Source organism: Antarcticirhabdus aurantiaca (assembly GCF_009765365.1).
Taxonomy (GTDB): Bacteria; Pseudomonadota; Alphaproteobacteria; order Rhizobiales; family Rhizobiaceae; genus Antarcticirhabdus; species Antarcticirhabdus aurantiaca.
The window spans coordinates 63622-84637 of the sequence record NZ_VTOM01000011.1; the positions used below are offsets into that span (position 1 = coordinate 63622).

20 protein-coding genes and 1 pseudogene are annotated in these 21016 nt (G+C 69.3%); 5 read left to right on the forward strand and 16 right to left on the reverse strand.

Annotation, left to right across the window (positions count from 1 at the left end):
• Positions 1 to 15 precede the first annotated feature (15 nt).
• The 7 genes from arsH to FZN60_RS14420 form a co-directional block, all read right to left on the reverse strand.
• Positions 16 to 741 (reverse strand): arsenical resistance protein ArsH, encoded by a 726-nt coding sequence (gene arsH, locus FZN60_RS14390; protein ID WP_158874192.1) that lies wholly within the window; start codon positions 739 to 741, stop codon positions 16 to 18.
• The gene (locus tag FZN60_RS14395) at positions 741 to 1181 is read right to left on the reverse strand and encodes a GNAT family N-acetyltransferase (RefSeq protein WP_158874193.1); all 441 of its coding nucleotides are present in this window, start codon (positions 1179 to 1181) and stop codon (positions 741 to 743) included. The genes arsH and FZN60_RS14395 overlap by 1 nt, the downstream gene beginning before the upstream one ends.
• Positions 1178 to 1585, reverse strand: a complete 408-nt coding sequence (arsC, locus tag FZN60_RS14400) for an arsenate reductase (glutaredoxin) (RefSeq protein WP_158874194.1) — start codon at positions 1583 to 1585, stop codon at positions 1178 to 1180. Before arsC ends, FZN60_RS14395 begins: the two co-directional genes overlap by 4 nt.
• Before the next feature lie 9 nt (positions 1586 to 1594).
• Positions 1595 to 2122 carry an arsenate reductase ArsC gene (locus tag FZN60_RS14405; protein ID WP_158874195.1) on the reverse strand — a complete coding sequence of 176 codons (528 nt, stop codon included), beginning with the start codon at positions 2120 to 2122 and terminating at the stop codon, positions 1595 to 1597.
• Positions 2119 to 2469 (reverse strand): ArsR/SmtB family transcription factor, encoded by a 351-nt coding sequence (locus tag FZN60_RS14410; protein ID WP_158874196.1) that lies wholly within the window; start codon positions 2467 to 2469, stop codon positions 2119 to 2121. The genes FZN60_RS14405 and FZN60_RS14410 overlap by 4 nt, the downstream gene beginning before the upstream one ends.
• Before the next feature lie 126 nt (positions 2470 to 2595).
• Complete coding sequence (locus tag FZN60_RS14415) at positions 2596 to 3399, reverse strand: sulfite exporter TauE/SafE family protein (protein WP_158874197.1); 804 nt, start codon at positions 3397 to 3399, stop codon at positions 2596 to 2598.
• Between the two features lie 278 nt (positions 3400 to 3677).
• Positions 3678 to 4100, reverse strand: a complete 423-nt coding sequence (locus FZN60_RS14420; protein ID WP_158874198.1) for a MerR family transcriptional regulator — start codon at positions 4098 to 4100, stop codon at positions 3678 to 3680.
• Between the two features lie 67 nt (positions 4101 to 4167).
• Between FZN60_RS14420 and FZN60_RS14425 the strand changes: the two genes are divergently transcribed.
• Both FZN60_RS14425 and FZN60_RS14430 read left to right on the forward strand, forming a co-directional pair.
• A complete protein-coding gene (locus tag FZN60_RS14425) occupies positions 4168 to 6339 on the forward strand; it encodes a heavy metal translocating P-type ATPase (RefSeq protein WP_158874199.1) in 2172 nt (723 codons plus the stop codon).
• Positions 6336 to 6938: a methyltransferase family protein gene (locus tag FZN60_RS14430; protein ID WP_158874200.1), complete on the forward strand. Its 603-nt coding sequence runs from the start codon at positions 6336 to 6338 to the stop codon at positions 6936 to 6938. Before FZN60_RS14425 ends, FZN60_RS14430 begins: the two co-directional genes overlap by 4 nt.
• Positions 6939 to 7019: 81 nt before the next feature.
• Here FZN60_RS14430 and FZN60_RS14435 read toward each other — a convergent pair whose 3' ends face one another.
• Both FZN60_RS14435 and FZN60_RS29290 read right to left on the reverse strand, forming a co-directional pair.
• Entirely contained in the window at positions 7020 to 7346 is a 327-nt protein-coding gene (locus tag FZN60_RS14435; protein ID WP_158874201.1) for a hypothetical protein, read from the reverse strand.
• Positions 7343 to 7768 carry a hypothetical protein gene (locus FZN60_RS29290; protein ID WP_158874202.1) on the reverse strand — a complete coding sequence of 142 codons (426 nt, stop codon included), beginning with the start codon at positions 7766 to 7768 and terminating at the stop codon, positions 7343 to 7345. The genes FZN60_RS14435 and FZN60_RS29290 overlap by 4 nt, the downstream gene beginning before the upstream one ends.
• A gap of 409 nt (positions 7769 to 8177) precedes the next feature.
• Here FZN60_RS29290 and FZN60_RS14445 point away from each other — a divergent pair.
• Together FZN60_RS14445 and FZN60_RS14450 are read left to right on the forward strand one after the other, a co-directional pair.
• Positions 8178 to 9752, forward strand: a pseudogene (locus tag FZN60_RS14445) (PhoX family protein); the annotation flags it as partial.
• A 264-nt stretch (positions 9753 to 10016) separates the two neighbouring features.
• The gene (locus FZN60_RS14450) at positions 10017 to 10322 is read left to right on the forward strand and encodes a hypothetical protein (RefSeq protein ID WP_158874203.1); all 306 of its coding nucleotides are present in this window, start codon (positions 10017 to 10019) and stop codon (positions 10320 to 10322) included.
• A gap of 152 nt (positions 10323 to 10474) precedes the next feature.
• Here the strand turns inward: FZN60_RS14450 and FZN60_RS14455 are convergent, their stop codons facing one another.
• The 3 genes from FZN60_RS14455 to FZN60_RS14465 form a co-directional block, all read right to left on the reverse strand.
• Entirely contained in the window at positions 10475 to 11776 is a 1302-nt protein-coding gene (locus FZN60_RS14455) for an MFS transporter (protein ID WP_158874204.1), read from the reverse strand.
• 151 nt (positions 11777 to 11927) lie between these two features.
• Positions 11928 to 14339: a mechanosensitive ion channel family protein gene (locus FZN60_RS14460; RefSeq protein WP_158874205.1), complete on the reverse strand. Its 2412-nt coding sequence runs from the start codon at positions 14337 to 14339 to the stop codon at positions 11928 to 11930.
• Positions 14340 to 14424: 85 nt separating this feature from the next.
• Positions 14425 to 15360 carry a uracil-DNA glycosylase gene (locus FZN60_RS14465; RefSeq protein WP_199266566.1) on the reverse strand — a complete coding sequence of 312 codons (936 nt, stop codon included), beginning with the start codon at positions 15358 to 15360 and terminating at the stop codon, positions 14425 to 14427.
• Between the two features lie 137 nt (positions 15361 to 15497).
• Here FZN60_RS14465 and FZN60_RS14470 point away from each other — a divergent pair, with 137 nt between their 5' ends.
• Positions 15498 to 17162, forward strand: a complete 1665-nt coding sequence (locus tag FZN60_RS14470; protein WP_158874206.1) for an electron transfer flavoprotein-ubiquinone oxidoreductase — start codon at positions 15498 to 15500, stop codon at positions 17160 to 17162.
• Between the two features lie 7 nt (positions 17163 to 17169).
• Here FZN60_RS14470 and FZN60_RS14475 read toward each other — a convergent pair whose 3' ends face one another.
• The 4 genes from FZN60_RS14475 to FZN60_RS14490 form a co-directional block, all read right to left on the reverse strand.
• On the reverse strand, positions 17170 to 18159 hold the full coding sequence (locus FZN60_RS14475; protein WP_158874207.1) for an endonuclease/exonuclease/phosphatase family protein: 990 nt from the start codon (positions 18157 to 18159) through the stop codon (positions 17170 to 17172).
• Positions 18160 to 18168: 9 nt separating this feature from the next.
• Complete coding sequence (locus FZN60_RS14480) at positions 18169 to 19671, reverse strand: AMP nucleosidase (protein WP_158874208.1); 1503 nt, start codon at positions 19669 to 19671, stop codon at positions 18169 to 18171.
• 81 nt (positions 19672 to 19752) lie between these two features.
• The gene (locus FZN60_RS14485) at positions 19753 to 19914 is read right to left on the reverse strand and encodes a hypothetical protein (RefSeq protein ID WP_158874209.1); all 162 of its coding nucleotides are present in this window, start codon (positions 19912 to 19914) and stop codon (positions 19753 to 19755) included.
• Between the two features lie 554 nt (positions 19915 to 20468).
• Complete coding sequence (locus FZN60_RS14490) at positions 20469 to 20807, reverse strand: DUF2147 domain-containing protein (RefSeq protein WP_158874210.1); 339 nt, start codon at positions 20805 to 20807, stop codon at positions 20469 to 20471.
• Between the last annotated feature and the right edge of the window lie 209 nt (positions 20808 to 21016).

Consider the following 21016-nt stretch of genomic DNA (forward strand, 5'->3'; position numbering starts at 1 on the left):
CCGGGGACAGGAGGATCAGAGGGTGCGCTGGTTGACGCGGGTCGAGAGCTGCTCGGCGCTCTCGACCCGCTCGGAGTAGCGGTCCGTGAGGTAGTCCGAGCGACCGCGCACGAGGTGGGTGAACTTCACCAGTTCCTCGCAGACGTCGACGACGCGGCTGTAGAGGGCCGACGGCTTCATGCGCCCCGCCTCGTCGAACTCGAGGAACGCCTTCGGCACCGACGACTGGTTGGGGATCGTGACCATGCGCATCCAGCGGCCGAGGATGCGCATCTGGTTCACGGCGTTGAAGGACTGCGAGCCGCCGGACACCTCCATGACGGCGAGGGTCTTTCCCTGCGTCGGACGCTTGGCGCCGAGGGCCAGCGGTATCCAGTCGATCTGCGCCTTCATGATCCCGGTCATGGCCCCGTGGCGCTCCGGGCTGACCCAGACCATGCCCTCGGACCAGTCGGCGAGGTCGCGCAGTTCCTTCACCTTCGGGTGGTCGGGTTCCGCCCCGTCAGGGAGTGGCAGGCCGCGGGGGTCGAAGGTGCGCACCTCGCAGCCGAACCAGCGCAGCAGGCGACCGGCCTCCTCGGACAGGAGACGGGAATAGGACCGCTCGCGGATGGAGCCGTAGAGGACGAGGATGCGCGGCGGGTGCGTCGGGGCGCCGGGGCCGGCGAGCGCTTCCCCATCGATCGGGCGAAGCTGGTCGAAATCGGCGCTCGGCAGGTTGAAGGCGGTGGGATCCGTCATCAGGCGATGTCCTTTCGCCACAGGACGGCCGAGGCCGAACACAGGCCCGACGCCTGCCGGGTTGCCAGCACCGCGGCTGGTGCCTCCGTCCGTTCGACGCGCCGGAAGCCGATCGCCGCCAGGAAGGTCCGTTCCCCGGTCGTGAAGGCGAACGCGTCGGCCGCGCCCTGCTCGCGGCCGCGCTCCATCAGGTCCGTCGTAATTGCGCCGCCGACGCCGTGCCCGCGGTGCTCGGGAACGACGGCGATGGATCGCAGGAGGACGGCGGCACCGAGGGGTTCGAAGCCCCCGATCCCCACGAACTCGCCGCCCTCGTTGGAGTAGCGCAGGAACACCCGGCCGGGCTCCGTCACGTCCTCCGTCGGCAAACCCGCGTCGGACAGGAGGCCGAGAAGGTCGACGGGATCGGCAACGGCGTCCGCGACGAGCCGCAGCGTCATGCCTGCGAGCCTCCGACGGTCTCCCCGTCCTCCTTCGTGAAGGTGGCGACCGGGTTGTCGAGGAGCGGCAGTACCTTCTCGGAGGGGCGGCAGAGGGCCACACCCTTGTCCGTGACGACGATCGGGCGGTTGATCAGGATCGGATGGGCCATCATCGCGTCGAGCAGCTCCTCGTCGGAGAGGTGTGGATCGTCGAGGCCGAGCTCGGCGTAGGGCGTGCCCTTCTCGCGAAGGATGTCGCGCGGTCGCAGATCCATGGAGTCGAGGAGCTCGGTCAGCGTCTCGCGGGAGGGAGGCGTTTTCAGGTACTCGATGACCTGCGGCTCCTCGCCGGACCGGCGGATCATCTCCAGCGTGTTGCGGGACGTGCCGCAGGCGGGGTTGTGGTAGATCGTGACGGTCATCGTGGTGCCTCAGGCTACATCTGACGGGCGGAACGAGGCGCCCTCAAGCTGGCCGATCGCTCGCACCTGCGTGACTAGACGGGTCCGCTCCAGGCTCTCGACGGGCAAGGCAGTGAAGGCGGAGATGCGATTCTTCATGTAGCGGAAGGCCTGCGTGAAGGCGGCCCGGCTCCATATCTCGCCGCGGTCTTCATTGCTCGGGTCTTCGATGCCCCAATGGGCCGTCATCGGCTGGCCCGGCCAGACTGGACAGGCCTCGCCCGCTGCCTGGTCGCAGACGGTGAAGACGAAATCCATGATCGGCGCGCTGGGCGTCGCGAACTCGTCCCAGGCCTTCGAGCGCATGCCGTCGGTCGGGTAGCCGAACTCGCGCAGCACCTCCAGCGCCATGGGGTTCACCTCTCCCTTGGGCTGGCTTCCCGCGGAGAACGCGTTGAAGCGTCCGGCGCCGTCCTTGCGCAGGATGCTCTCGGCTAGGATCGAGCGGGCGGAGTTGCCCGTGCAGAGAAACAGGACGTTGAAGGGCTGGGCACTCATCGGCAGGTCTCCGGGGCGCAGGTGGAAGCGAAGGCGTCGCCGAGGTTTCCGCAGATCTCCGGGTTGCCGGAGCAGCAGTCCTCGGTGAGGAAGGCGAGGAGCTGACGCATGTCGTCGTAGCTCGCGGCGTAGAGGATGCGGCGTCCGTCCCGCCACGAGCGCAGGAGATGGGCGCGCTCAAGCGAAGCGAGGTGGAAGCTCATCCGGGTCGGTGGGATCGACAGCGCCTCGGCGATCTCCCCCGACGCCATGCCGTTCGGGCCGGCACGGACGAGCATCCGGAAGGCCGCGAGGCGGTCGGCATGGGCAAGGGCGGACAAGGCGGCAACGGCTGAGTCGTCGTTCATCCCTGCTGTATTGCAAACATCGTTGTAATATTCAAGCGTGCTGGTGTCGTCGTCGGCTGAAGTTCCCGCTGGCCGACCGGGTGCCGCGGGACATGCGCCGCGTCCGTTCTCGCAGTGAACGCAACCTCACTTATGCCGCCAGACCTTCCACGCCGACACCAGGAGGATGGCCGCAAGCGCGGGCAGCAGGACCGCGTCCGGGACGATGCCGAGCAGTCGTCCCCCGATGAACGCCCCGACGATCGAGCCGGCGGCCATGACGAGCAGGAACGCCCGGTTCCGCCCGAGCACGGCGAAGCTCTGGTCGCGGCTGTAGCGGGTGAAGCCGACGACCATCGTCGGCAGGCTCACGGCCAGCGACAGGCTCCCGGCGAGCTTGATGTCGGCGCCGAACAGGAGGACCAGCGTCGGGATCAGAAGCTCGCCGCCGGCGACGCCGAGGAGCGATGCGACCACCCCGATCCCGAACCCGGCGACCACGCCCGCCACCACCTGGGCCGTCCCCGTGAACAGCGGCTGCTCCGCGGTTATCTCGTGCCCGATGAGGAGCACGCCAGCGATTGCTATCAGCAGGACGGCGATCACCCGGTACAGGGTCTCCGATCGGAGACGGGTCGCCCAGCCCGCCCCGAGCCACGCCCCGACGAGGCTCCCGGCGAGGAGGTTCACAACCACGGGCCAGTGCGTGGTGATCTGGCCGAAGGGCACCGTCCCGGCTCGGAACGGCAAGGCCGTGGCAACGACGACAAGGCTCATGGCCTTGTTCAGGATCACGGCCTCCAGCGCCGCGAAGCGGAACAGACCGATGAGCAGCGGGAGCCGGAACTCGGCCCCGCCGAGCCCGATCAGCCCCCCGAGGGCGCCGATCAGGGCACCGCTCCCGAAGGCGGCAGGGCGGCTGCGTGCGGTCCAGGGGACGGTCGTGTCCATGGGCGATGTATCCGACGAACCATAATCCCTGTCGAGCTACGTCTTGCCCTCGCGAGCGGTGCCACGCCTTCGCGCAGGAAGGCGACGACACGCGGTGCGGCCGCCAACCGGGCAGCGAGGACGGGGAGTTCCGCCTGGGCTTCCTTCAGCGCGAGCGGCACAGCTCCCGCCGTCGGCGCTGGGCCTGTGCCATTTCGCGGGACGCGCCAAACGGCACATGACGCCCGCGTAGTCTCCGGTCTTAACAAGGCGAGAGGGGCGGGGCCGCGAGCGGCGGATCAGTGCCTCTCGTGCAGGCATTCGCCATGGTCGCCGAGCACCTCGATCACCCGGCACTCGGCGACCGAGTGGTTCGAGCAGTCCGTCATGCGGGCGACCTCGGCGCGCAGCGCTGTCAGCCGGGAGATCTTATGGTCGATGTCCGCGAGGTGCGCCGCCGCAATTCGGTCCGCGCTCTCGCAGGGGTGGTCCGGTTCCCCGGCCAGCGTCAGGAGTTCGCGGATCGGCTCGATCTCGAAGCCTAGCTCGCGTGCGTGCCGGATGAAGCGCAGGCGTTGCAGGTCGGCCGCATCGTAGAGGCGGCGGTTGCCTTCCGTCCTCGGTGGGGACGGCAGGAGGCCGATCTGCTCGTAGTAGCGGGTCGTCGGCACCTTGATGCCGCTCGCCCGCGAGGCCTCGCCGATCGGAACGCCGCCCGTCATTTTCCGCTTGCTCCTCTAGCCACTAGAGAAAGTAGGCCTCTCCTGGAAACGATGCAAGGAGAGCGCCATGAGCACGGTGACGGGCGAGAGCCGCTTCAGGGTCACAGGCATGGACTGCGCGGCCTGCGGCAACAAGGTCGACACTGCAATCCGACGGCTGCCGGGTGTCGAGGATGTCACCGTCTCCGTGTCGACGGGCACGGTGAAGGTCCGCCACGCGGAGGACCTCGACACTGCCGCGGTCACGCGGAAGGTGCGGAACCTCGGCTACGGTGCCGAGACCGCGGTCGGAGCGAACCCGGCGCCGGACAAGCAGCACGACCATGACGGCCACGACCATGCGGGCCACTCGCACGACGACCCCGTCGAGGTCGGCGTGCCCTGGTGGCGAACGGGCAAGGCACGGCTGACGGCTGCTTGCGGCGCCGCTCTGCTCACCGCCTACGTCCTCGGGCACCTCGCGCCCTCGCTGGAGCGTCCGGCGTTCCTCGCCGCGCTCGCCGTCGGCCTCGTCCCCGTTGCCTGGCGGGCGATCACGGCGGCCCGGTTCGGCACCCCGTTCTCGATCGAGACGCTGATGTCGATCGCCGCCATCGGCGCCGTCTTCATCGGGGCCGAGGAGGAAGCGGCGACGGTCGTGCTCCTGTTCCTCGTCGGCGAGATGCTGGAGGGGCTGGCGGCGAGCCGCGCCCGGGCGAGCATCCAGGGCCTCACCGCCCTCGTGCCGAAGATGGCGCTCGTCGAGAAGGACGGCCAGACCACCGAGGTGCCCGCCGAGAGCCTTGCGGTCGGCGCCACCATCCTCGTGCGTCCCGGCGACCGCATCCCGGCCGACGGCTCGGTCGTCGAAGGCTCCGGCGAGGTCGACGAGGCGCCGGTGACGGGCGAGAGCGTGCCAAAGCGCAAGGGTGTCGGTGACTCCGTCTACGCGGGCACCGTCAACGCGGGCTCCGTCCTCAGGGTGCGCGTGACCGCCGCGGCTGCCGACAACACGATCGCCCGCGTCGTCCGCCTCGTGGAGGAGGCGCAGGAGCCGAAGTCGCCGACGGAGCGCTTCATCGACCGCTTCTCCAAGGTCTACACGCCCGCCGTCCTCGCGGTCGGCTTCCTCGTCGCCGTGGTGCCTCCGCTGGCCGTCGGCGCGGACTGGAACGAATGGATCTACAAGGGCCTCGCCATCCTCCTGATCGGCTGCCCGTGCGCGCTCGTCATCTCGACGCCCGCCGCCATCGCGGCCGGCCTGTCGGCGGGCGCCCGGCGCGGCCTCCTGATGAAGGGCGGCGTGGTGCTGGAGACCCTCGGCAAGGTCACGGCGATCGCCTTCGACAAGACGGGGACGCTCACGGTGGGCAAGCCCGTCGTGACCGACGTCGTGGCGGTCGGTCGCCCGGCGCGGGACGTCCTGTCGCTCGCGTCGGCGCTGGAGAAGGGATCGAGCCATCCGCTGGCGCTGGCGATCCTCGACCGGGCGAAGGCCGACAAGGCTCCGGTGCCGCCCGCCTTCGACGCGAACGCCGTCCTCGGAGAAGGTGTCGAGGGCAAGGTCGGCGGCGAGGCGGTGTTCCTCGGATCGCCGCAGGCGGCCGGACGCCTCGCTCCGCTCGGCGAGGAGCACCTTGCCGCGATCGCCACGCTGAACGCCAGCGGCAAAACCGTGTCGGTCGTGCTCGCGCGGGACGCGGTCGCGGGCTACATCGCCATGCGTGACGAGGCGCGGCCGGACGCGAGGGGAGCTCTCGCGTCCATGAAGGCCGCCGGCATCCGCACCGTCATGCTGACCGGGGACAACCGCACGACGGCGGAGGCGGTGACAGGCGGCCTCGGCATCGAGGCGCGGGCCGAGCTCCTGCCGCAGGACAAGCAGCGCATCGTGCGCGAGCTCCAGGCCGAGGGCCTCGTGGTCGCCAAGGTCGGCGACGGCATCAACGACGCCCCGGCGCTCGCCGCGGCCGACATCGGCATCGCCATGGGCGGCGGCGCCGATGTGGCGCTGGAGACCGCGGACGCGGCGGTGCTCCACGGTCGCGTGCGGGACGTGCCCGACATGATCGCCCTGTCCAGGGCCACCATGGGCAACATCCGCGCAAACATCGCGATCGCTCTCGGGCTGAAGGCGGTGTTCCTCGTCACCACCGTCCTCGGCATCACCGGTCTCTGGCCGGCGATCCTCGCCGACACGGGCGCGACCGTCCTCGTCACCGCCAACGCCATGCGGCTGCTCGCCTGGAAGCCACGATGAGCGCCGCGGTCGAGGACGTCCTGCGCTTCGGTCCGGCGATCGTCCTCGCCGTCGCCGTGGCGTGGCTCGTGCTCGCCACCCGCCGCACGTCCCGGGAGATCGGGGGACGTGCCCACGGCTTCGGAAGGAGCCTCCGGCAGCGGCTGGCACGCGTCCTGTTCGGCGCCTCGATCGCCGGGGCCGCCCTCGCCCTCGGTCTCCACGCCGCGGGAAGCACGTCGAGGCTTTTCGAGCCGCTGGCGGGTGAGGCTTCCGCCGTCCGCCTGGCGGGGCTAGCGCTGGCCGTCGGCGGGCAGGTCCTGACGCTGGCCGCGCGGGGAAGCATGGGACGGCGCTGGCGTGTGGGCGTGCCGGAGAAAGCCCCCGACCACCTGGTCACGACGGGCCTGTTCGGGCTGTCCCGCAACCCAGTGTTCCTCGGGATGCTCGCGATGGCGGCTGGCTTGGCGGTGGCCGTGCCGTGCCTGGCGGTGGTCGCCTGCGCGCTCGCCTTCTGGATCGCCTGCGAGGTCCAGGTACGGGACGAGGAACGCCTCCTCGAACGCTCGTTCGGGCCCGCATATGCCGCCTACCGAAGCGCCGTCCGGCGTTGGATCTAAGGGCGGCGGGATGACGCAACAGGCTGCGTGCGCCCCTGCGAGCGAGGGAGCGCCGCGTCGGGAACGCGGCGCCCGGGCGGCTTACTGGCCGGACGCCGGCGGACTTGCGGGCATCTCCATGCCGGGCATCGCGCCGTCTTTCGGTTCGGGCATCTTCATCGACGCCATCTTCGCGCAGCAGGGGCACCCGCCCGCCGCATCCGCCGACTGCCCCGGCGTCGTCTGCCCGGGCATGGACTGGGACGCCGCCGCCTTGGACGCGCCGCCGCACATCATGCCGTCGGCGGCGGACGTGGCCTGCGCCGTCCCCGTTGCCGACGCCTGTTCCATCATGCCGCATCCGGCCGCAGCCGCCGGGAAGGTGCCGATGGCCGTGAACGCGGCCGCGGCGAAGACGAGGTTCCTCATGGGTCTCTCCGTGTGTTTCGATCGCTGGGGACAATGCAGGGTCTCCCGATGATCCGCCAAAACCTTCGACGCCGCAGCCGGGCATCCCGGAGAGGGCAAGCCGGCCGGTCGCCGCTCTTGCCGAACTGAATTGACTGCGGGCCGCCCACGCGGGACGCGCTTGCGAGGGGCACCAATCCGTGGTCGATCTTGGGCACGCCGACACGCTGAGACAGGCAGATGCCGGACTGGCCGCTGAAGACGTTGGCGAGGAAGCAGCCGGTCGCGATGTAGACGGCCTTGCCGGAGCCGAAGAGCTCGATGCCCATGATGGTGGAGGCGCCCGCGAAAACAACGACGAAGCCGATCCCGGCGAAGAGGTCGACCTGCCCGCCGGTCGCGTGGCCGATCGACGATCCAGGCCCGGCGCCAATGAAGATCACGAAGGGCGAGCCGACAAGTAGCGTGGTGCGGTCGAGCGGGTAGATCGTCGTGACCTGCGCGACGGCCGCGGAGGCAAGGCAGGTCGTAACTGCGAAAAGGCAAGAAGGCTGCACATGGTCCAGAAGTGATGCGGCCCCGCGCTGCTACCGTCCTATGTCACCTAAATGCCAGCGTCGGCTGCACCGTTGTATATAGTGGAATTTGAGTTCTACTACCCCTCGATCTCAAACCTTGAGGTTGATGCTTCGGTGCCGATTTCCCCGTATCGGTGCATGTCCGCTTCGACAGTCCGAAAAAAGTGTCCGCGGACATCATGGCCTGAAAACGCGAACGGCGAAGGCGCTGGCACCCCTGCTAAGCTTCGGTTTCAGAGGGGGGCGTAAGCTGGCGGACACATTTTGAAGTAATATAAACCACGAGTATACCAACGAGCACCTGATGTTCCCGGGGATCGTCCAGGTGGTCGAGAAGCCGGACGAGGACGACGCGACCAAGATGGTCAAGGAGCTGCAGATCGCTCCGGCCGACCAGAAGCGCGTCGACATCGAGATGGCCGCGCATGGCGGCACGGTGGTCGAGATCCGCAAGGACGAGGCCGGCAAGTGGCAGGTCGTCACCGACGGCAAGCTCAACCGCCGCATCACCGCCGGCACCGAGATGGAACTGCGCGGCCCGGCCGCCGGTCACGACCGCCTGAAGACGAACGCCGACCCCAGCGGCACCAAGGTCTTCGGCACGATCAACAACTGCGCCGGCGGCGTCACGCCCTGGGGCACCTACATCATGGCCGAGGAGAACATCCACGGCTACTTCATGGGCGAGCTGCCCGCCGATCATCCGGAAGCCGCCAACTACAAGCGGCTCGGCATCCCCGAGGGCACCTATGCCTGGGGCAACTTCCACGACCGGTTCGACGTCGCCAAGGAGCCGAACGAGGCCAACCGCTTCGGCTGGATCGTCGAAGTCGACGTGATGGACCCGAACTCGGTTCCGAAGAAGCGCACCGCGCTCGGCCGCTTCAAGCACGAGGGCGCCGAATCGATCGTCGCGAAGGACGGCCGCGTCGTCTTCTATCTCGGCGACGACGAGCGCTTCGACTACGTCTATAAGTTCGTGACAGCCAAGACCTACAACCCGAACGACCGCGCCGCCAACATGGACCTCCTCGACGAGGGCACGCTCTACGTCGCGAAGTTCGAGGAGGACGGCACGGTCGATTGGCTGCCGCTCGTCCACGGCGAGGGCCCGCTGACCGCCGCCAACGGCTTCAACTCGCAGGCCGACGTCCTCATCGAGACGCGCCGCGCCGGCGATCTCCTCGAGGCGACGCCGATGGACCGCCCGGAGGACATCGAGCCGAACGGCAGCAACGGCCGCGTCTACGTCATGCTGACCAACAATACACGCCGCAAGGACGAGCAGGTCGACGCGGCCAACCCGCGCGCCAAGAACGCCTTCGGCCACATCATCGAGATCGCCGAGAACGACGGCGACTTCACCGCCACGACGGGCAAGTGGGAAGTGCTGCTGAAGTGCGGCGACCCCTCGGTGGCCGAGGTCGGCGCGACCTTCTCGACGGAAACGACGAAGAACGGCTGGTTCGGCATGCCCGACAACTGCGCCGTCGACGCCGAAGGCCGCCTCTGGGTCTCCACCGACGGCAACTCGCCCTCTGGCACGGGTCGCACCGACGGCCTCTGGGCGGTGGACACGGACGGCGAGGCGCGCGGCACATCCAAGCTCTTCTTCCGCGTGCCGGTCGGCGCCGAGATGTGCGGTCCCCTGATCCTCGACGACATGGCCACCGCCTTCGTCGCGGTCCAGCACCCCGGCGACGGCGGCGACGACTGGGAGGGCTTCGGCCGCCTGTCCTACTACGAGGACCTCTCCACGCGCTGGCCGGACTTCGACGACGCCTTGCCGACCCGCCCCTCGGTGATCGCCATCACCCGCCAGGGTGGCGGTCGCATCGGCGAGGCCTGAGGCCAGGATCGACGATTTCAGGGTAAGAAGCGGGCGGTCCGAAAGGGCCGCCCGCTTCGTTCTGAAGCGACCGGTGGGATCCAGTCTCGGCGAGCCACGCCGCAAAGGAGGCTCCCGCTCTGAACGGCGAGGCCGCGACGGACGCCGCCATCCTTCGCCGCTGCGCAGCCTGCTTCGCCGCGAGCCGTGGCAGATCGTTTCCCGGCTTCACTTCCGGAGCGGGCCGCCCAGATACGTCGCCGAAACGGACAACGGAGACAACTCTTGCGAGCGATATGCATCCTGGTCGTCGGCATCGCGCTGTCGGCCTGCACACAGACCCGCATCGAGCGGCCCTACGGCAACGACATGCTCCCGGCCGGAGGAGCCTCGCAGTCTTACGGGAACGACATGCTGGCCAGCGCCGAGGTCACGGCGTTCCAGGCCGTCGATGCCCATCTGCGATATCGCGACGCGCGGATCGAATACGACGCCCGGAACTGCGCGATCTACCAGGGCATCGGTCCCGACGGGCGCGTCTACCGGGAGTTGCTGCGCAATCCCGACAACACGACGATCTGCCGGCCCTGACCGCGTGACACGCGTCGGGGGCGCGAACGAGGGCGCCTGACGAGTGGCGGCCGATCCTCTCGAGGAGCGTGACGCAGCATCGGCCAGGGCGCGGCGCCACCCGTCTCCGCAAGCAGGCGAGTGGCCTGGGTTTTTCCGGGCGCTCCGCCGTCTCAGGCGAGCTGCCGCACCGCTTCCGCTTCGCTCGCCGCGGCCGCCTCGTTCTCCGCCAGCGCGTCGGCCGCGCGCGGATCGAGCGTCGCGGAGGTCGGCGTCTGCTCCTTGGCGAGCGGCGCGACCTTGAAGTCGGCGCGGGCTTCCGCCGGCGGGGCCTGCCGGCGGAAGGTCCGATAAAAGGCGTAGAGTGCCAGAACCCCGCTCGCCACGCCCATGAGCTGGAAGAGGCCGGCCGGACCGCCGCGCTCCATCAGTTCGGCGGCCAGCAGCGGCCCGCCCATGGTGCCGAAGCCGTAAAGGATCAGGAGGCCGCCGGCGACCTTCACGAAATCCTGTGAGCGGGCGTGGTCGTTGGCGTGGGCGACGGCGATCGAATAGATGGGATAGATGATCCCGCCCAGAACGAAGGCGACGCCGAAGAGAAAGAGCGCGCCGCGCCCTTCCGCCATGGTGCCGGCGATGGCGCCGGCGAGGCCTAGAAGGCCGGCGGCGGTGAGCACGTAGCGGCGGTCCATGCGGTCCGACATGCGCCCGAGCGGGATCTGGAAGACGATGCCGCCGGCCATGGTGACGACGAGGAGGGTGGCGATCTGCGTCGTCGTGAGCCCCACCTCGCGGCCGAGCACCGGCGCCATGTTGCCCCAGGCGCCCGACAGCACGCCCGACAGGACGACGCCCGCCACCGCCACCGGCGAGTTGCGCCGGAGCATGCCGATGTCGAGCTTCACGGTCGCGATCGGCGCCGGGGTCTGGGCGCGCGAGAGCGCCGTCGGGATCACCGCGAGCGCGAACAGGATCGCGCAGAGCATGAAGGGCAGCTCGACCTCCGGCCGGGCGAGCGGCATGACGTACTGACCCGCCATCATGCCTGCCATGGTCACCACCATGTAGACGGAGAAGACGAGCCCGCGCGATTCGTTGGTGACGCGCTCGTTCAGCCAGCTCTCGACGATCGTGTAGCAGCCCGCGAGGCAGAAGCCGGACAGGGCGCGGAACAGGATCCAGGCGAGCGGGTGCACGATGATGCCCGCGAGCAAGATGCCGATCGCCAGGAGCGCCGCCAGGCTCGCGAAGGTGCGCACGTGGCCCGCCTGCCGCACCATGCGCGGCACGACGAGGCAGCCCACCGTGAAGGCGACGGCGTAGCCCGTGCCCATCCAGCCGATCTGATAGGGCGACCAGCCCTCGATGGAGCCGCGCACGGGAAGGAGGATGCCCTGCAGACCCGCCCCGGCCATGAGGAAATAGGTCGAAAGCAGCAGCGCGAAGATCGGCAGGAGCGTCCGCGACATCGGCATGACCGACAATCCTTCGAGGCGAAGAGCAAGGGGGCGGCAGCTCCGCGACCTCCCATCGCGCCTCTGCCCGTCTGCCTCGGTCCATACCGCCGCCATGCCGTCGCCGTCCGGCCGAATTGCGACCGGACGGGACAATTTTGATGACGCGCCGTTACTCCGCCGGCTGCGCCGCCGCCACGGGTCCCGGATTGTTGGCGGGTGGCCCCAGGCGCTGGGCGGCGCCGTCGATTCGGAGGCGCTGCTCGGCGTTCTGGAACTCGATGCCGGCCGCGTCCAGGCGCTTCTTCAGGCGCCGGTTGAACTCGCGCCCGACCCCCCATTGCTGCAGCGGCAGGCAGCGTAGCGCGCCCTTGATCGTCACGCCGTCGGCCGAGAAGCCGTCGACGCCCCAGATCTCGATGGGCGCCAGCATCTCGCGGCCGAAGCGCGGATCGCTCTGCAGCTCCGCGCCGACCTCGCGCATGATGTCCATCGTCTTGTCGGCGTCGGCGCCGTAGGCGATCGCGACGGTGATGCCGAAGACGCCGTAGCCGCGCGAGGAGTTCTGCAGCGCCTTGATCTGGCTGAAGGGGATCGAGTGCAGGGCGCCGTTGCCGTCGCGCAGACGAAGCGTGCGGATCGTCATGCCCTCGACGACGCCGCTCTTGTCGCCAGCGGTCACCGTGTCGCCGATGGCGATGGTGTCCTCGAAGATGATGAAGAAGCCCGTGATGACGTCCTGGACGAGCTGCTGCGCGCCGAAGGAGAAGGCGAGGCCGACGACACCGGCACCGGCGAGCAGCGGGGTCACGTCGACGCCGATATTGGCGAGGATCGCGATCACAGCGATCACCGAGAGCACCACGAAGACGAGGTTGCGGATCAGCGGCAGGAGCGTGCGCACCCGGCCCGAATGGGCCCGCACGCGCCCGCGGCTGTCCGTCGGGCTGATGGCGTGCTCGATGATCGTGTCGATGGTCACCCAGATCGCGTAGATCACGGCGGGGATGAGGACGAGCGAGGTCGCCGGCCGGACGATCCGCTGGCCGTTCTCCGAGGCGAGCCAGGCCGACAGGTCGAAACCCCAGACGTCGATCGCCTGGAGCGCGACGTAGACCGCGACGGTGATCTGCAGGACGACGTGCAGGATGTCGAGGTAGCGGCCGATCAGGGCGCGGCGCAGCGACGGGCGCTTCTTCTGGTTGAGCGCAGCGCGCCGGAAGAGCGCGTTGACGAGCGCCAGCGTCGCCACGCCTGCCACGACCCAGGCCAGCGCCGTCGTGCTCTGCAGGATGAAGTCGTTGCCGCCGAGGCCGAGCAGGCGCGCGGCGAGGTTGGCGAGGATGAAGGCGAGCGCCAGGACGTGCCAGTAGTCGCCGAAGAAGCGCAGCGTCGAGTCGAGGATGCCCGAGCCCTTGGACCCGTCCTCGGCGTATTTCTGCCGGCGGGTGCGCCGGTGGACGAGAAGGCTGCGCACCGTCAGCCGGTGGCGCAGGACGAAGGCGCAGGTGAAGCCCGCCAGCGCTACGTCGACCAGAAAGGCGGCGACCGCGGTGACGTTGAAGCCGATGGCGGCGCGAACCGGAAACTCGCGAAGCATGCTCGACAGCGCGGCGACCGCCGCCAGCGAGGCGAGCCAGGGCAGAAGCCGCTTCTCGGCATAGCTGATCAGCCGCCAGCCGCGGGACGGGCCGAGGCTGAGGAGAAGGTAGGTGCCGACCTGCCGAACGATCAGCGCGGCAAAGAGGGGCGAGAACAGCGCCAGGAAAAGCTGGCCCTCACGGAAGGTCGGCGCGAAGAGACCGGCCCAGCTCGACGCGAGACCGATCGCCAGGATCACCGGCAGGAAGCCGAAGAGCGCCTTGCGGCCGACCGCCGCGGCGATGCCGAGGCCGGTCTTCTTCGGCGGCTCGCGCAACCGCCGCCGCTCGCGCAGCCAGCCGTTCTTGAAGAGAAGGACGAGAAGGCCGGTGACGATCGCGATGCCGGGCAGCGCCCAGCCGAGGAAGTTGAGCGTCGCCTGCCCGCCGAAGCTGCGGCCGGCCCGGTCGCCGATCTCGCCGACTGCATCCACGAGCCGCTTCTCGACATCGCCCTCGACCACGGCATCGCGCAGGTCGCGGCCCGTGTCGGCGAGGCTCGACGACAGGACGCTGATCAGCCCGTCTTCCGACAGAACCGCCTCGGCCGGGGTCTCGGCACCCGCTTCGCCATCAGTCGGAGCCGCGGTCTCGGCCGACTGGGCGTCTCCCGCCGCCGCCGGCGCATCGCCCGAGGCTTCCGCTGGCGCGTCGCCCGCGCCCGCGCCCGCAGCGGGAGCCGCAGCCGAGGGATCCGCGCCACCCCTGGCCATCGCCGCTTCCAGCGAGCGGAGCTCCTCGACGAGCCCGGCGCGCCGCGTGTCGTCCTGCAGAAGCCCGATCAGATCGCGCACGGCCTGGAGATCCGCGGCCGTCGTCGCGGGGACCGAAGCGGCCGGCGGGGGGGCCGTGGTGGGGGAGGACGGGGTCTGCGCGAAGGAGGGCAGGGCTGCGAGGAGCCAGAACGCGAGAGCCGGCGCGAGCGCCGAAAGGTTGCGGATCATACGGTCCCTGGTTGTCTGGATTGCCGTAGGCTGCCTTGAGCACGGCGACGTTGTCGATATCGTGACGGCGCCCGCGGCCGGCGTGTCAGCCGAGCGTGTCGAGCCGGCCCTTCAGCGCGAGGAGGTCGCGCCAGGCGAGCTTCTTCTGCGCGGGCTGGCGCAGGAGATAGGCCGGGTGCAGCATGGCCATGGCCGGCATGGTGCGCTCCCCGACGCTCAGTTCCAGCCAGCGCCCGCGCAGGCGCAGGATGCCCTCTTCGGTGGAGAACACGCTTTTCGCCGCGGCATTGCCGAGGCAGACCACGACCCTCGGCGCCACCAGCTCGACGTGGCGGTGGAGAAAGGGCAGGAAGATCTCCGTCTCGGCCGGCGTCGGGGTTCGGTTGCCCGGCGGGCGCCAGGGCACGGTGTTCGTCACGCGCACGGCGTCGCGCTCGACGCCGATGGATTTCAGCATGCGGTTGAGGAGCTGCCCCGAGCGCCCGACGAAGGGGCGGCCGGCCATGTCCTCGTCTCGGCCCGGCGCCTCGCCGATCAGCATGAGATCGGCGTCGGCCGCGCCGTCGCCGAAGACGCAGGACCGTGCCGACAGGCGCAGGCTCGATCCCTCGAAGCGCCGCAGCGCCGCTTCCAACTCGTCCAGGCTGCCGGCTTCCGCCGCGCGGGCGCGCGCTTCCGACACGGCCTCGCCCTCGAGCAGGGCGGGACGGCGAACGATTTCGGCCGGTGGCGCATCGGGCGCTTCCGCGAACGGCGCGAAGGCGCCGGGCGGAGCAGGCTCGCGGCCGAGGGGGCCGCCGGGCTCTCTCGAAACGCGCGGGGCGGCTGGACCCGATGCGGGCGGTGGCGGCGGGCGCACGCCCGCAGCGCCGGCCCGCCGCTCCTCCTCGGCGCGCGTTTCGGCGAAACGGTCGCGCGGCGCTTCGGACACGAAGGCGTCGACGCCGGAGTCGAGATACCATTCGAGGAGGTTCGCCACCCCCTCCAGTGCCACAGCCTCGTTTGCGTTCCGCTCGCTCATGGCTCCGTCATAGCGCATCGTGTCCAGGCGCGACATTCGCCTTCGCACGCGAAGCCGCGTCGAAGCGACCTTTGATCGAGGCTGCGCTACCGTTTAGGACGGTTCCAGACAGCTTCGCCGATCGCCCAGGATTTCTCATGAGCCTCGACACCGCCGACCTACCCGAACGCGAGAGCATGGAGTTCGACGTCGTCATCGTCGGCGCGGGGCCGGCGGGCCTTGCCGCCGCGATCCGGCTGAAGCAGCTCGACCCCGAGCTCTCCGTCGTCGTCCTGGAGAAGGGCTCGGAGGTCGGCGCCCACATCCTGTCCGGCAACGTCCTCGATCCCAGCGCCCTCGACGCCCTCCTGCCGGAGTGGCGGAGCGAGGACACGCCGATCAAGCAGCCGGTCACGGACGACCGCTTCTATCTCCTCGGCGCCTCCGGCTCGGTGCGCCTGCCCAACGCGCTCATGCCCAAGCTCATGAGCAATCACGGCAACTTCATCGTCTCGCTCGGCCTCGTCTGCAAGTACCTCGCCGAGAAGGCGGAAGCCCTCGGCGTCGAGATCTATCCCGGTTTCTCCGCCGCCCACCTCATCCGCGACGACGCCAACCGCATCGTCGGCGTCGCCACCGGCGACATGGGGATCACCCGGGAAGGCGAGCAGGGGCCGGCCTACCAGCGCGGCATGGCGCTCATGGGCAAGTACGTCCTCATCGGCGAGGGCGTGCGCGGCTCGCTCGCCAAGGAGCTGATCCGCGACTATGGCCTGTCGGAGGGCCGCGAGCCGGGCAAGTTCGGCCTCGGCATGAAGGAGCTGTGGGAGCTGCCACCCGGCCGGGCCCAGCCCGGCCTCGTTCAGCACTCCTTCGGCTGGCCGCTGAAGAGCGGCACCGGTGGCGGCTCCTTCATCTACCATCTGGGCGGCAACCAGGTCTTTGTCGGCTTCGTCGTCCACCTCAACTACAAGAACCCGCACCTGTCGCCCTACGGCGAGTTCCAGCGCTTCAAGACGCATCCGGACGTGGCGAGCCTCCTCGAAGGGGGCAAGCGCATCGCCTACGGCGCGCGCGCCATCACGGAAGGCGGCTTCCAGTCGGTGCCGCGCCTCGTCTTCCCCGGCGGCGCGCTGATCGGCTGTTCGGCCGGCTTCGTCAACGTGCCGCGCATCAAGGGAGCGCACAACGCCATGTGGTCGGGCATGCTCGCCGCCGAGAAGGCGGTGGACGCGCTGAAGGCCGGCCGGAGCCACGACACGCTGGAAGCCTATGAGGCGGAGTGGCGCGCCTCGCCGATCGGGCGGGACCTGAAGCCCGTTCGCAACGTCAAGCCGCTCTGGTCGAAGCTCGGGCTCCTCGGCATCGGCCTCGGCGGCCTCGACATGTGGACCCAGCAGCTCTTCGGCGTGTCCTTCTTCGGCACGCGCCCCCACGGCAAGCCGGACTATGCCTGCCTGGAGCCGGCGGCCACCCAGAAGCCGATCGAGTACCCCAAGCCCGACGGCGTGCTGACCTTCGACAAGGTCTCCTCGGTCTACCTCTCGAACACCAACCACGAGGAGGACCAGCCGGTCCACCTGCGGGTGAAGGATCCGGCGCTTCAGCATTCCTCGGAGTTCAAGATCTATGGCGGTCCGTCCGAGCGCTACTGCCCGGCCGGCGTCTACGAGTGGGTGGTCGGGGACGACGGCAAGGAGACGTACGTCATCAACGGGCAGAACTGCGTCCACTGCAAGACCTGCGACATCAAGGATCCCAACCAGAACATCGACTGGACGCCCCCGCAGGGAGGCGAGGGGCCGGTCTATCAGGTGATGTGAGGCAGCTTCATCGCGGCGCCGCCACCGAGAAGGTGACGAGCACGGGCAGGTGGTCGGAGGCGGTGGGGGCGAGGCGCTCCACCGCCAGCACGTCGATCTCCGGCGAATGAAGGATGTTGTCGATCGGCAGGCCGATCCATCTGGTCAGGCTCTGCCCCAGGCGCCGGTCCAGCCAGGTCGGGCCGATGCCTCCCGCGATCTCCAGCCCGCCGGCCTCGGCATAGGTGCCGACCGCCGCGCTCCAGGGTGCGGCGTTGAAGTCGCCGCCGACGATCACCGGCCAGGGCAGATCGTTCAGCGGCCAGCGAAGGGCCTCGATCTGGCGCCATTGCCCGTGCGGCCAGGGCCAGTTGAGGTGCTGCGAGACGATCGTGACGACGCGGCCGTCGAAGTCGACCGGCTGAGCCGAGAAGCCCTGGGCCGGTCGGCAGGGTATCGCCGGTTCGGCGAAGGGCCGGCGCGACAGGATCGCCGTGTTCCCGACCGACGATCCGGCGCGGCAGTAGAACTGATGCGGGTAGCTGGCGGCCAGCCCCTGCAGGTGCCGGCGCCAGGGACCCGTGACCTCCTGGACCGTCACGACGTCCGGCCGCGCTTGGAGGATGCGGTCGAGCGCTTCCCGCGGCTTGGCGTTGAAGCGCAGGTTCATCTGCAGCAGCGTGTAGCGCCGCTCGCCCGCCAAGGGCGGTGCCGCGGGCGGCAGCGGGGTCAGGAAGGGGAGGATCGGCCAGAGCAGGAGGACGCCAACGAAGGCTGCGCCGAGACCATCCGCTTCGCGCGCGCCGGCCAAGCCCCGCCAGCCGGCGATTGTCCAAACGAGGAAGGCCGCGGCTCCGAAGACGATCGCGAGCACCGCGAGGTGTGCGCGGAAGTGGCCGAGGCTGTCGAAGGCCGGATGAACGCCGCCAAGCAGGCCGAGCAGCGCCGCCAGCGCGGAGCCGCTCGCGATGGCGCGCAGCGCCGTCAGCGGCCAGCCGCCGCGCCGTCGCCCCGACACCTGGTCGTCCTACTGGAAGGCGGCTTCGAAGAAGGAGCGCAGCTTGCGCGAATGCAGCCGCTCGGGCGCCATCTCGGCGAGGGACTGCATGGCCTTGAGGCCGATCTTCAGGTGCTGCGAGACCTGCTTCTTGTAGAACTCGGTCGCCATGCCCGGCAGCTTCAGCTCGCCGTGCAGCGGCTTGTCGGAGACGCAGAGCAGGGTGCCGTAAGGCACGCGGAAGCGGAAGCCGTTGGCCGCGATCGTCGCCGATTCCATGTCGAGGGCGATGGCGCGCGACTTCGACAAGCGCTCGACCGGCTCGGTCTGGTCGCGCAGCTCCCAGTTCCGGTTGTCGATCGTCGCGACCGTGCCGGTGCGCATGATCTTCTTCAGCTCGTAGCCGGAGAGGCCCGTCACCTCCTCCACCGCCTTCTCCAGCGCGACCTGGACTTCGGCGAGCGGCGGGATCGGCACCCAGACCGGCAGGTCGGCGTCGAGCACGTGGTCCTCGCGCACATAGGCGTGGGCGAGGACGTAATCGCCGAGCTCCTGCGTGTTGCGAAGGCCGGCGCAGTGGCCGAGCATCAGCCAGGCATGCGGGCGCAGGACCGCGACGTGGTCGGTGATGGTCTTGGCGTTGGACGGGCCGACGCCGATGTTGATCATCGTGATGCCGTTCCCGTCCCAGCGCTTGAGATGGTAGGCGGGCATCTGCGGCAGGCGCAGCGGCGCGGCGCCGCTTTCCGGCTCGCGCGTGTTCGGCCGCGTCACGAGGTTGCCCGGCTCCACGAAGGCGTCGTAGCCTTCGCCGCCGCGCGCCATGAGCTCGCGCGCCAGCATGCAGAATTCGTCGACGTAGAACTGGTAGTTCGTGAAGAGGACGAAGTTCTGGAAGTGCGTCGGGCTCGTCGCGGAGTAGTGCGACAGGCGGTGCAGCGAATAATCGATGCGCTGGGCGGTGAAGGGGGCGAGCGGCCGCGGCTCGCCGGGCTTGGGCTCGTAATTGCCGTTGACGATGCGGTCGTCGGTCGCTTCGAGATCCGGCACGTCGAAGATGTCGCGCAAGGGACGGTCGAGCTTCTCGGCCAGCACGCCGTCGACGTAGGATCCCTCGGGAAAGGCGAAGTGCAGCGGGATCGGGGTCGTCGAGTCGCCGATATAGACCGGAGCCCCGTGATTGCGCACGAGAAGCTGGATCTGCTCGGTCAGGTAGTGATCGAAGAGGTCGGGCCGGGTCAGCGTCGCGGCGTAGCGGCCGGGGCCGGGCACGTGACCGAAGGCGAGACGGGAATCGACGCGCGCATGGGTCGAGGTGACGAGCGAGACTTCGGGATAGAAGGCGCGGTAGCGCCGGTCGGTGCGCCCGTTCTTCAGGACGTCATCGAAGCTCGAGCACAGAAAGGCCGTCGAGCGCTCGTAGAGCCGCGTCAGCTCGGCCACGGCCTCGCCCGCGTCGTGGAAGGGGCGGGCTGGCGCCGGCTCAGGCGTTTCTATCCTGGCGCTGGAGCCGTGATGCATCGGAATTGTCATCGCCTCTTCTTAGCCGCCGCGCGGGCCGCAGGGAAGGCGAGGTCTATGAACTTTTATGGTCGACCGGACCGCAGGTCCGTCTCAGTAGACCTTACGGTCGACTTGAACGGGGCAAACGACCCCCTGTTCGTAGGAGCAGCTTTCGCCGGTTTCCGAGGCGAAGACGCTGCCTGCTCGCTTAGTTCCCCCGTTGGTCACGAAACTGAAGGATAATCCGAACAGCGCGATCAGCGCCGTCAGCATGGCCATCCTCAAGATCATGGCGTCAGATCCCCTTGCTGCCACGTCATGCTCAGGTCAAGCATCCCCATGCACGCTGTCGCCAGGCCCGCATGGGGCACCCCCTTGCAGGGGGCATGCCGACCTTGCGGGCGTTGGCGCAACGGCTCCGAAGTGGTACTTGTCGCCCATTCAAGCAGACGATGCAACCCCGCATGATCAGCGCGCTCGACGGGCAATGAATTGCACCGCCTGGAATTGTTCTACCCTTTGACTTCCAGGGGCTGGATGATCAGCATCGCATCGGATGAACTGATCGTTCCTTGGCGAGATCATGCCGTGAACATCGGCGTCGACGACCCTGCTGGTCGGACACTCTTGCCGCCGGGTCCATGGACCCTATTGCGAGCGCGGATCGGCTTGGCCTCGCGCGCGGCCGGCGCTCGTCTCCACGCCTTCTCGGGCTGCTGGCCGGCTCGAAGCGCGGCATCGTCCACCCACAGTTCAGACGGCCGCGGCACCTCTCATGCCGGCATCGGCGCGGCGCACCTTGTGAGTGGACGCCGCGCCGCAGGCGTCTACTGCTTGGCCCAGGTCTGCGTCTTGCAGAAGATCCGCAGCGCGCAGCCGGTGAGCTTCATCGAGGCGCCGCTCACCTCAGCGCTGCCGGCATAGGTCTTGTCGGCGGCGGGATCGGTGATCTCGCCCTCGTAGGAACCGCCCGAGCCGCTCATGCGGCCGATCTGCTTGCCCTTGAACTTGCCCGTCGCGAGCGTGATGCAGTAGGCGCCGCCGCAGGGGGCGATGCGGGCCGTTTCGCCGCTGGCGGTCCGCCAACTGCCGACGACGGGTTCCGCGGCCTGCGCCGCGACGAGGCCGGCGAGCACGAGGCCCGCCGCGATGGCGATGCGTTTCATGATGGTGACTGTCCTCCCGGGCTGACAAGGGGCGGCCCTGCCGGTCCGCATTCCCTTGACGTAAGCGTAAAGTCAGCGAGGAACGCTTGCAAGCCGGGCACGCGACCTCGGATGCCTCGTCATCCGCCGACCCCTGCGGCGGGCCGACAGGGCTCGGGATCGAACCCTGGGATGGTTTCCGCTTCCGCAAGCCGAAGGCTTAACAAAGG

Bases quoted from the DNA above. Each gene is read 5' to 3' on its own strand.
- FZN60_RS14420 (WP_158874198.1), bottom strand. From the start codon at position 4,100: ATGACGGGCGGCGTTCCGATCGGCGAGGCCTCGCGGGCGAGCGGCATC.
- arsC (WP_158874194.1), bottom strand. From the start codon at position 1,585: ATGACCGTCACGATCTACCACAACCCCGCCTGCGGCACGTCCCGCAAC.
- FZN60_RS14395 (WP_158874193.1), bottom strand. From the start codon at position 1,181: ATGACGCTGCGGCTCGTCGCGGACGCCGTTGCCGATCCCGTCGACCTT.
- FZN60_RS14480 (WP_158874208.1), bottom strand. From the start codon at position 19,671: ATGACAATTCCGATGCATCACGGCTCCAGCGCCAGGATAGAAACGCCT.
- FZN60_RS14435 (WP_158874201.1), bottom strand. From the start codon at position 7,346: ATGAGGAACCTCGTCTTCGCCGCGGCCGCGTTCACGGCCATCGGCACC.
- FZN60_RS14425 (WP_158874199.1), top strand. From the start codon at position 4,168: ATGAGCACGGTGACGGGCGAGAGCCGCTTCAGGGTCACAGGCATGGAC.
- FZN60_RS14485 (WP_158874209.1), bottom strand. From the start codon at position 19,914: ATGCTGACGGCGCTGATCGCGCTGTTCGGATTATCCTTCAGTTTCGTG.
- FZN60_RS14430 (WP_158874200.1), top strand. From the start codon at position 6,336: ATGAGCGCCGCGGTCGAGGACGTCCTGCGCTTCGGTCCGGCGATCGTC.
- FZN60_RS14470 (WP_158874206.1), top strand. From the start codon at position 15,498: ATGAGCCTCGACACCGCCGACCTACCCGAACGCGAGAGCATGGAGTTC.
- FZN60_RS14490 (WP_158874210.1), bottom strand. From the start codon at position 20,807: ATGAAACGCATCGCCATCGCGGCGGGCCTCGTGCTCGCCGGCCTCGTC.
- arsH (WP_158874192.1), bottom strand. From the start codon at position 741: ATGACGGATCCCACCGCCTTCAACCTGCCGAGCGCCGATTTCGACCAG.
- FZN60_RS14410 (WP_158874196.1), bottom strand. From the start codon at position 2,469: ATGAACGACGACTCAGCCGTTGCCGCCTTGTCCGCCCTTGCCCATGCC.
- FZN60_RS14465 (WP_199266566.1), bottom strand. From the start codon at position 15,360: ATGAGCGAGCGGAACGCAAACGAGGCTGTGGCACTGGAGGGGGTGGCG.
- FZN60_RS14460 (WP_158874205.1), bottom strand. From the start codon at position 14,339: ATGATCCGCAACCTTTCGGCGCTCGCGCCGGCTCTCGCGTTCTGGCTC.
- FZN60_RS14405 (WP_158874195.1), bottom strand. From the start codon at position 2,122: ATGAGTGCCCAGCCCTTCAACGTCCTGTTTCTCTGCACGGGCAACTCC.
- FZN60_RS14415 (WP_158874197.1), bottom strand. From the start codon at position 3,399: ATGGACACGACCGTCCCCTGGACCGCACGCAGCCGCCCTGCCGCCTTC.
- FZN60_RS14455 (WP_158874204.1), bottom strand. From the start codon at position 11,776: ATGCCGATGTCGCGGACGCTCCTGCCGATCTTCGCGCTGCTGCTTTCG.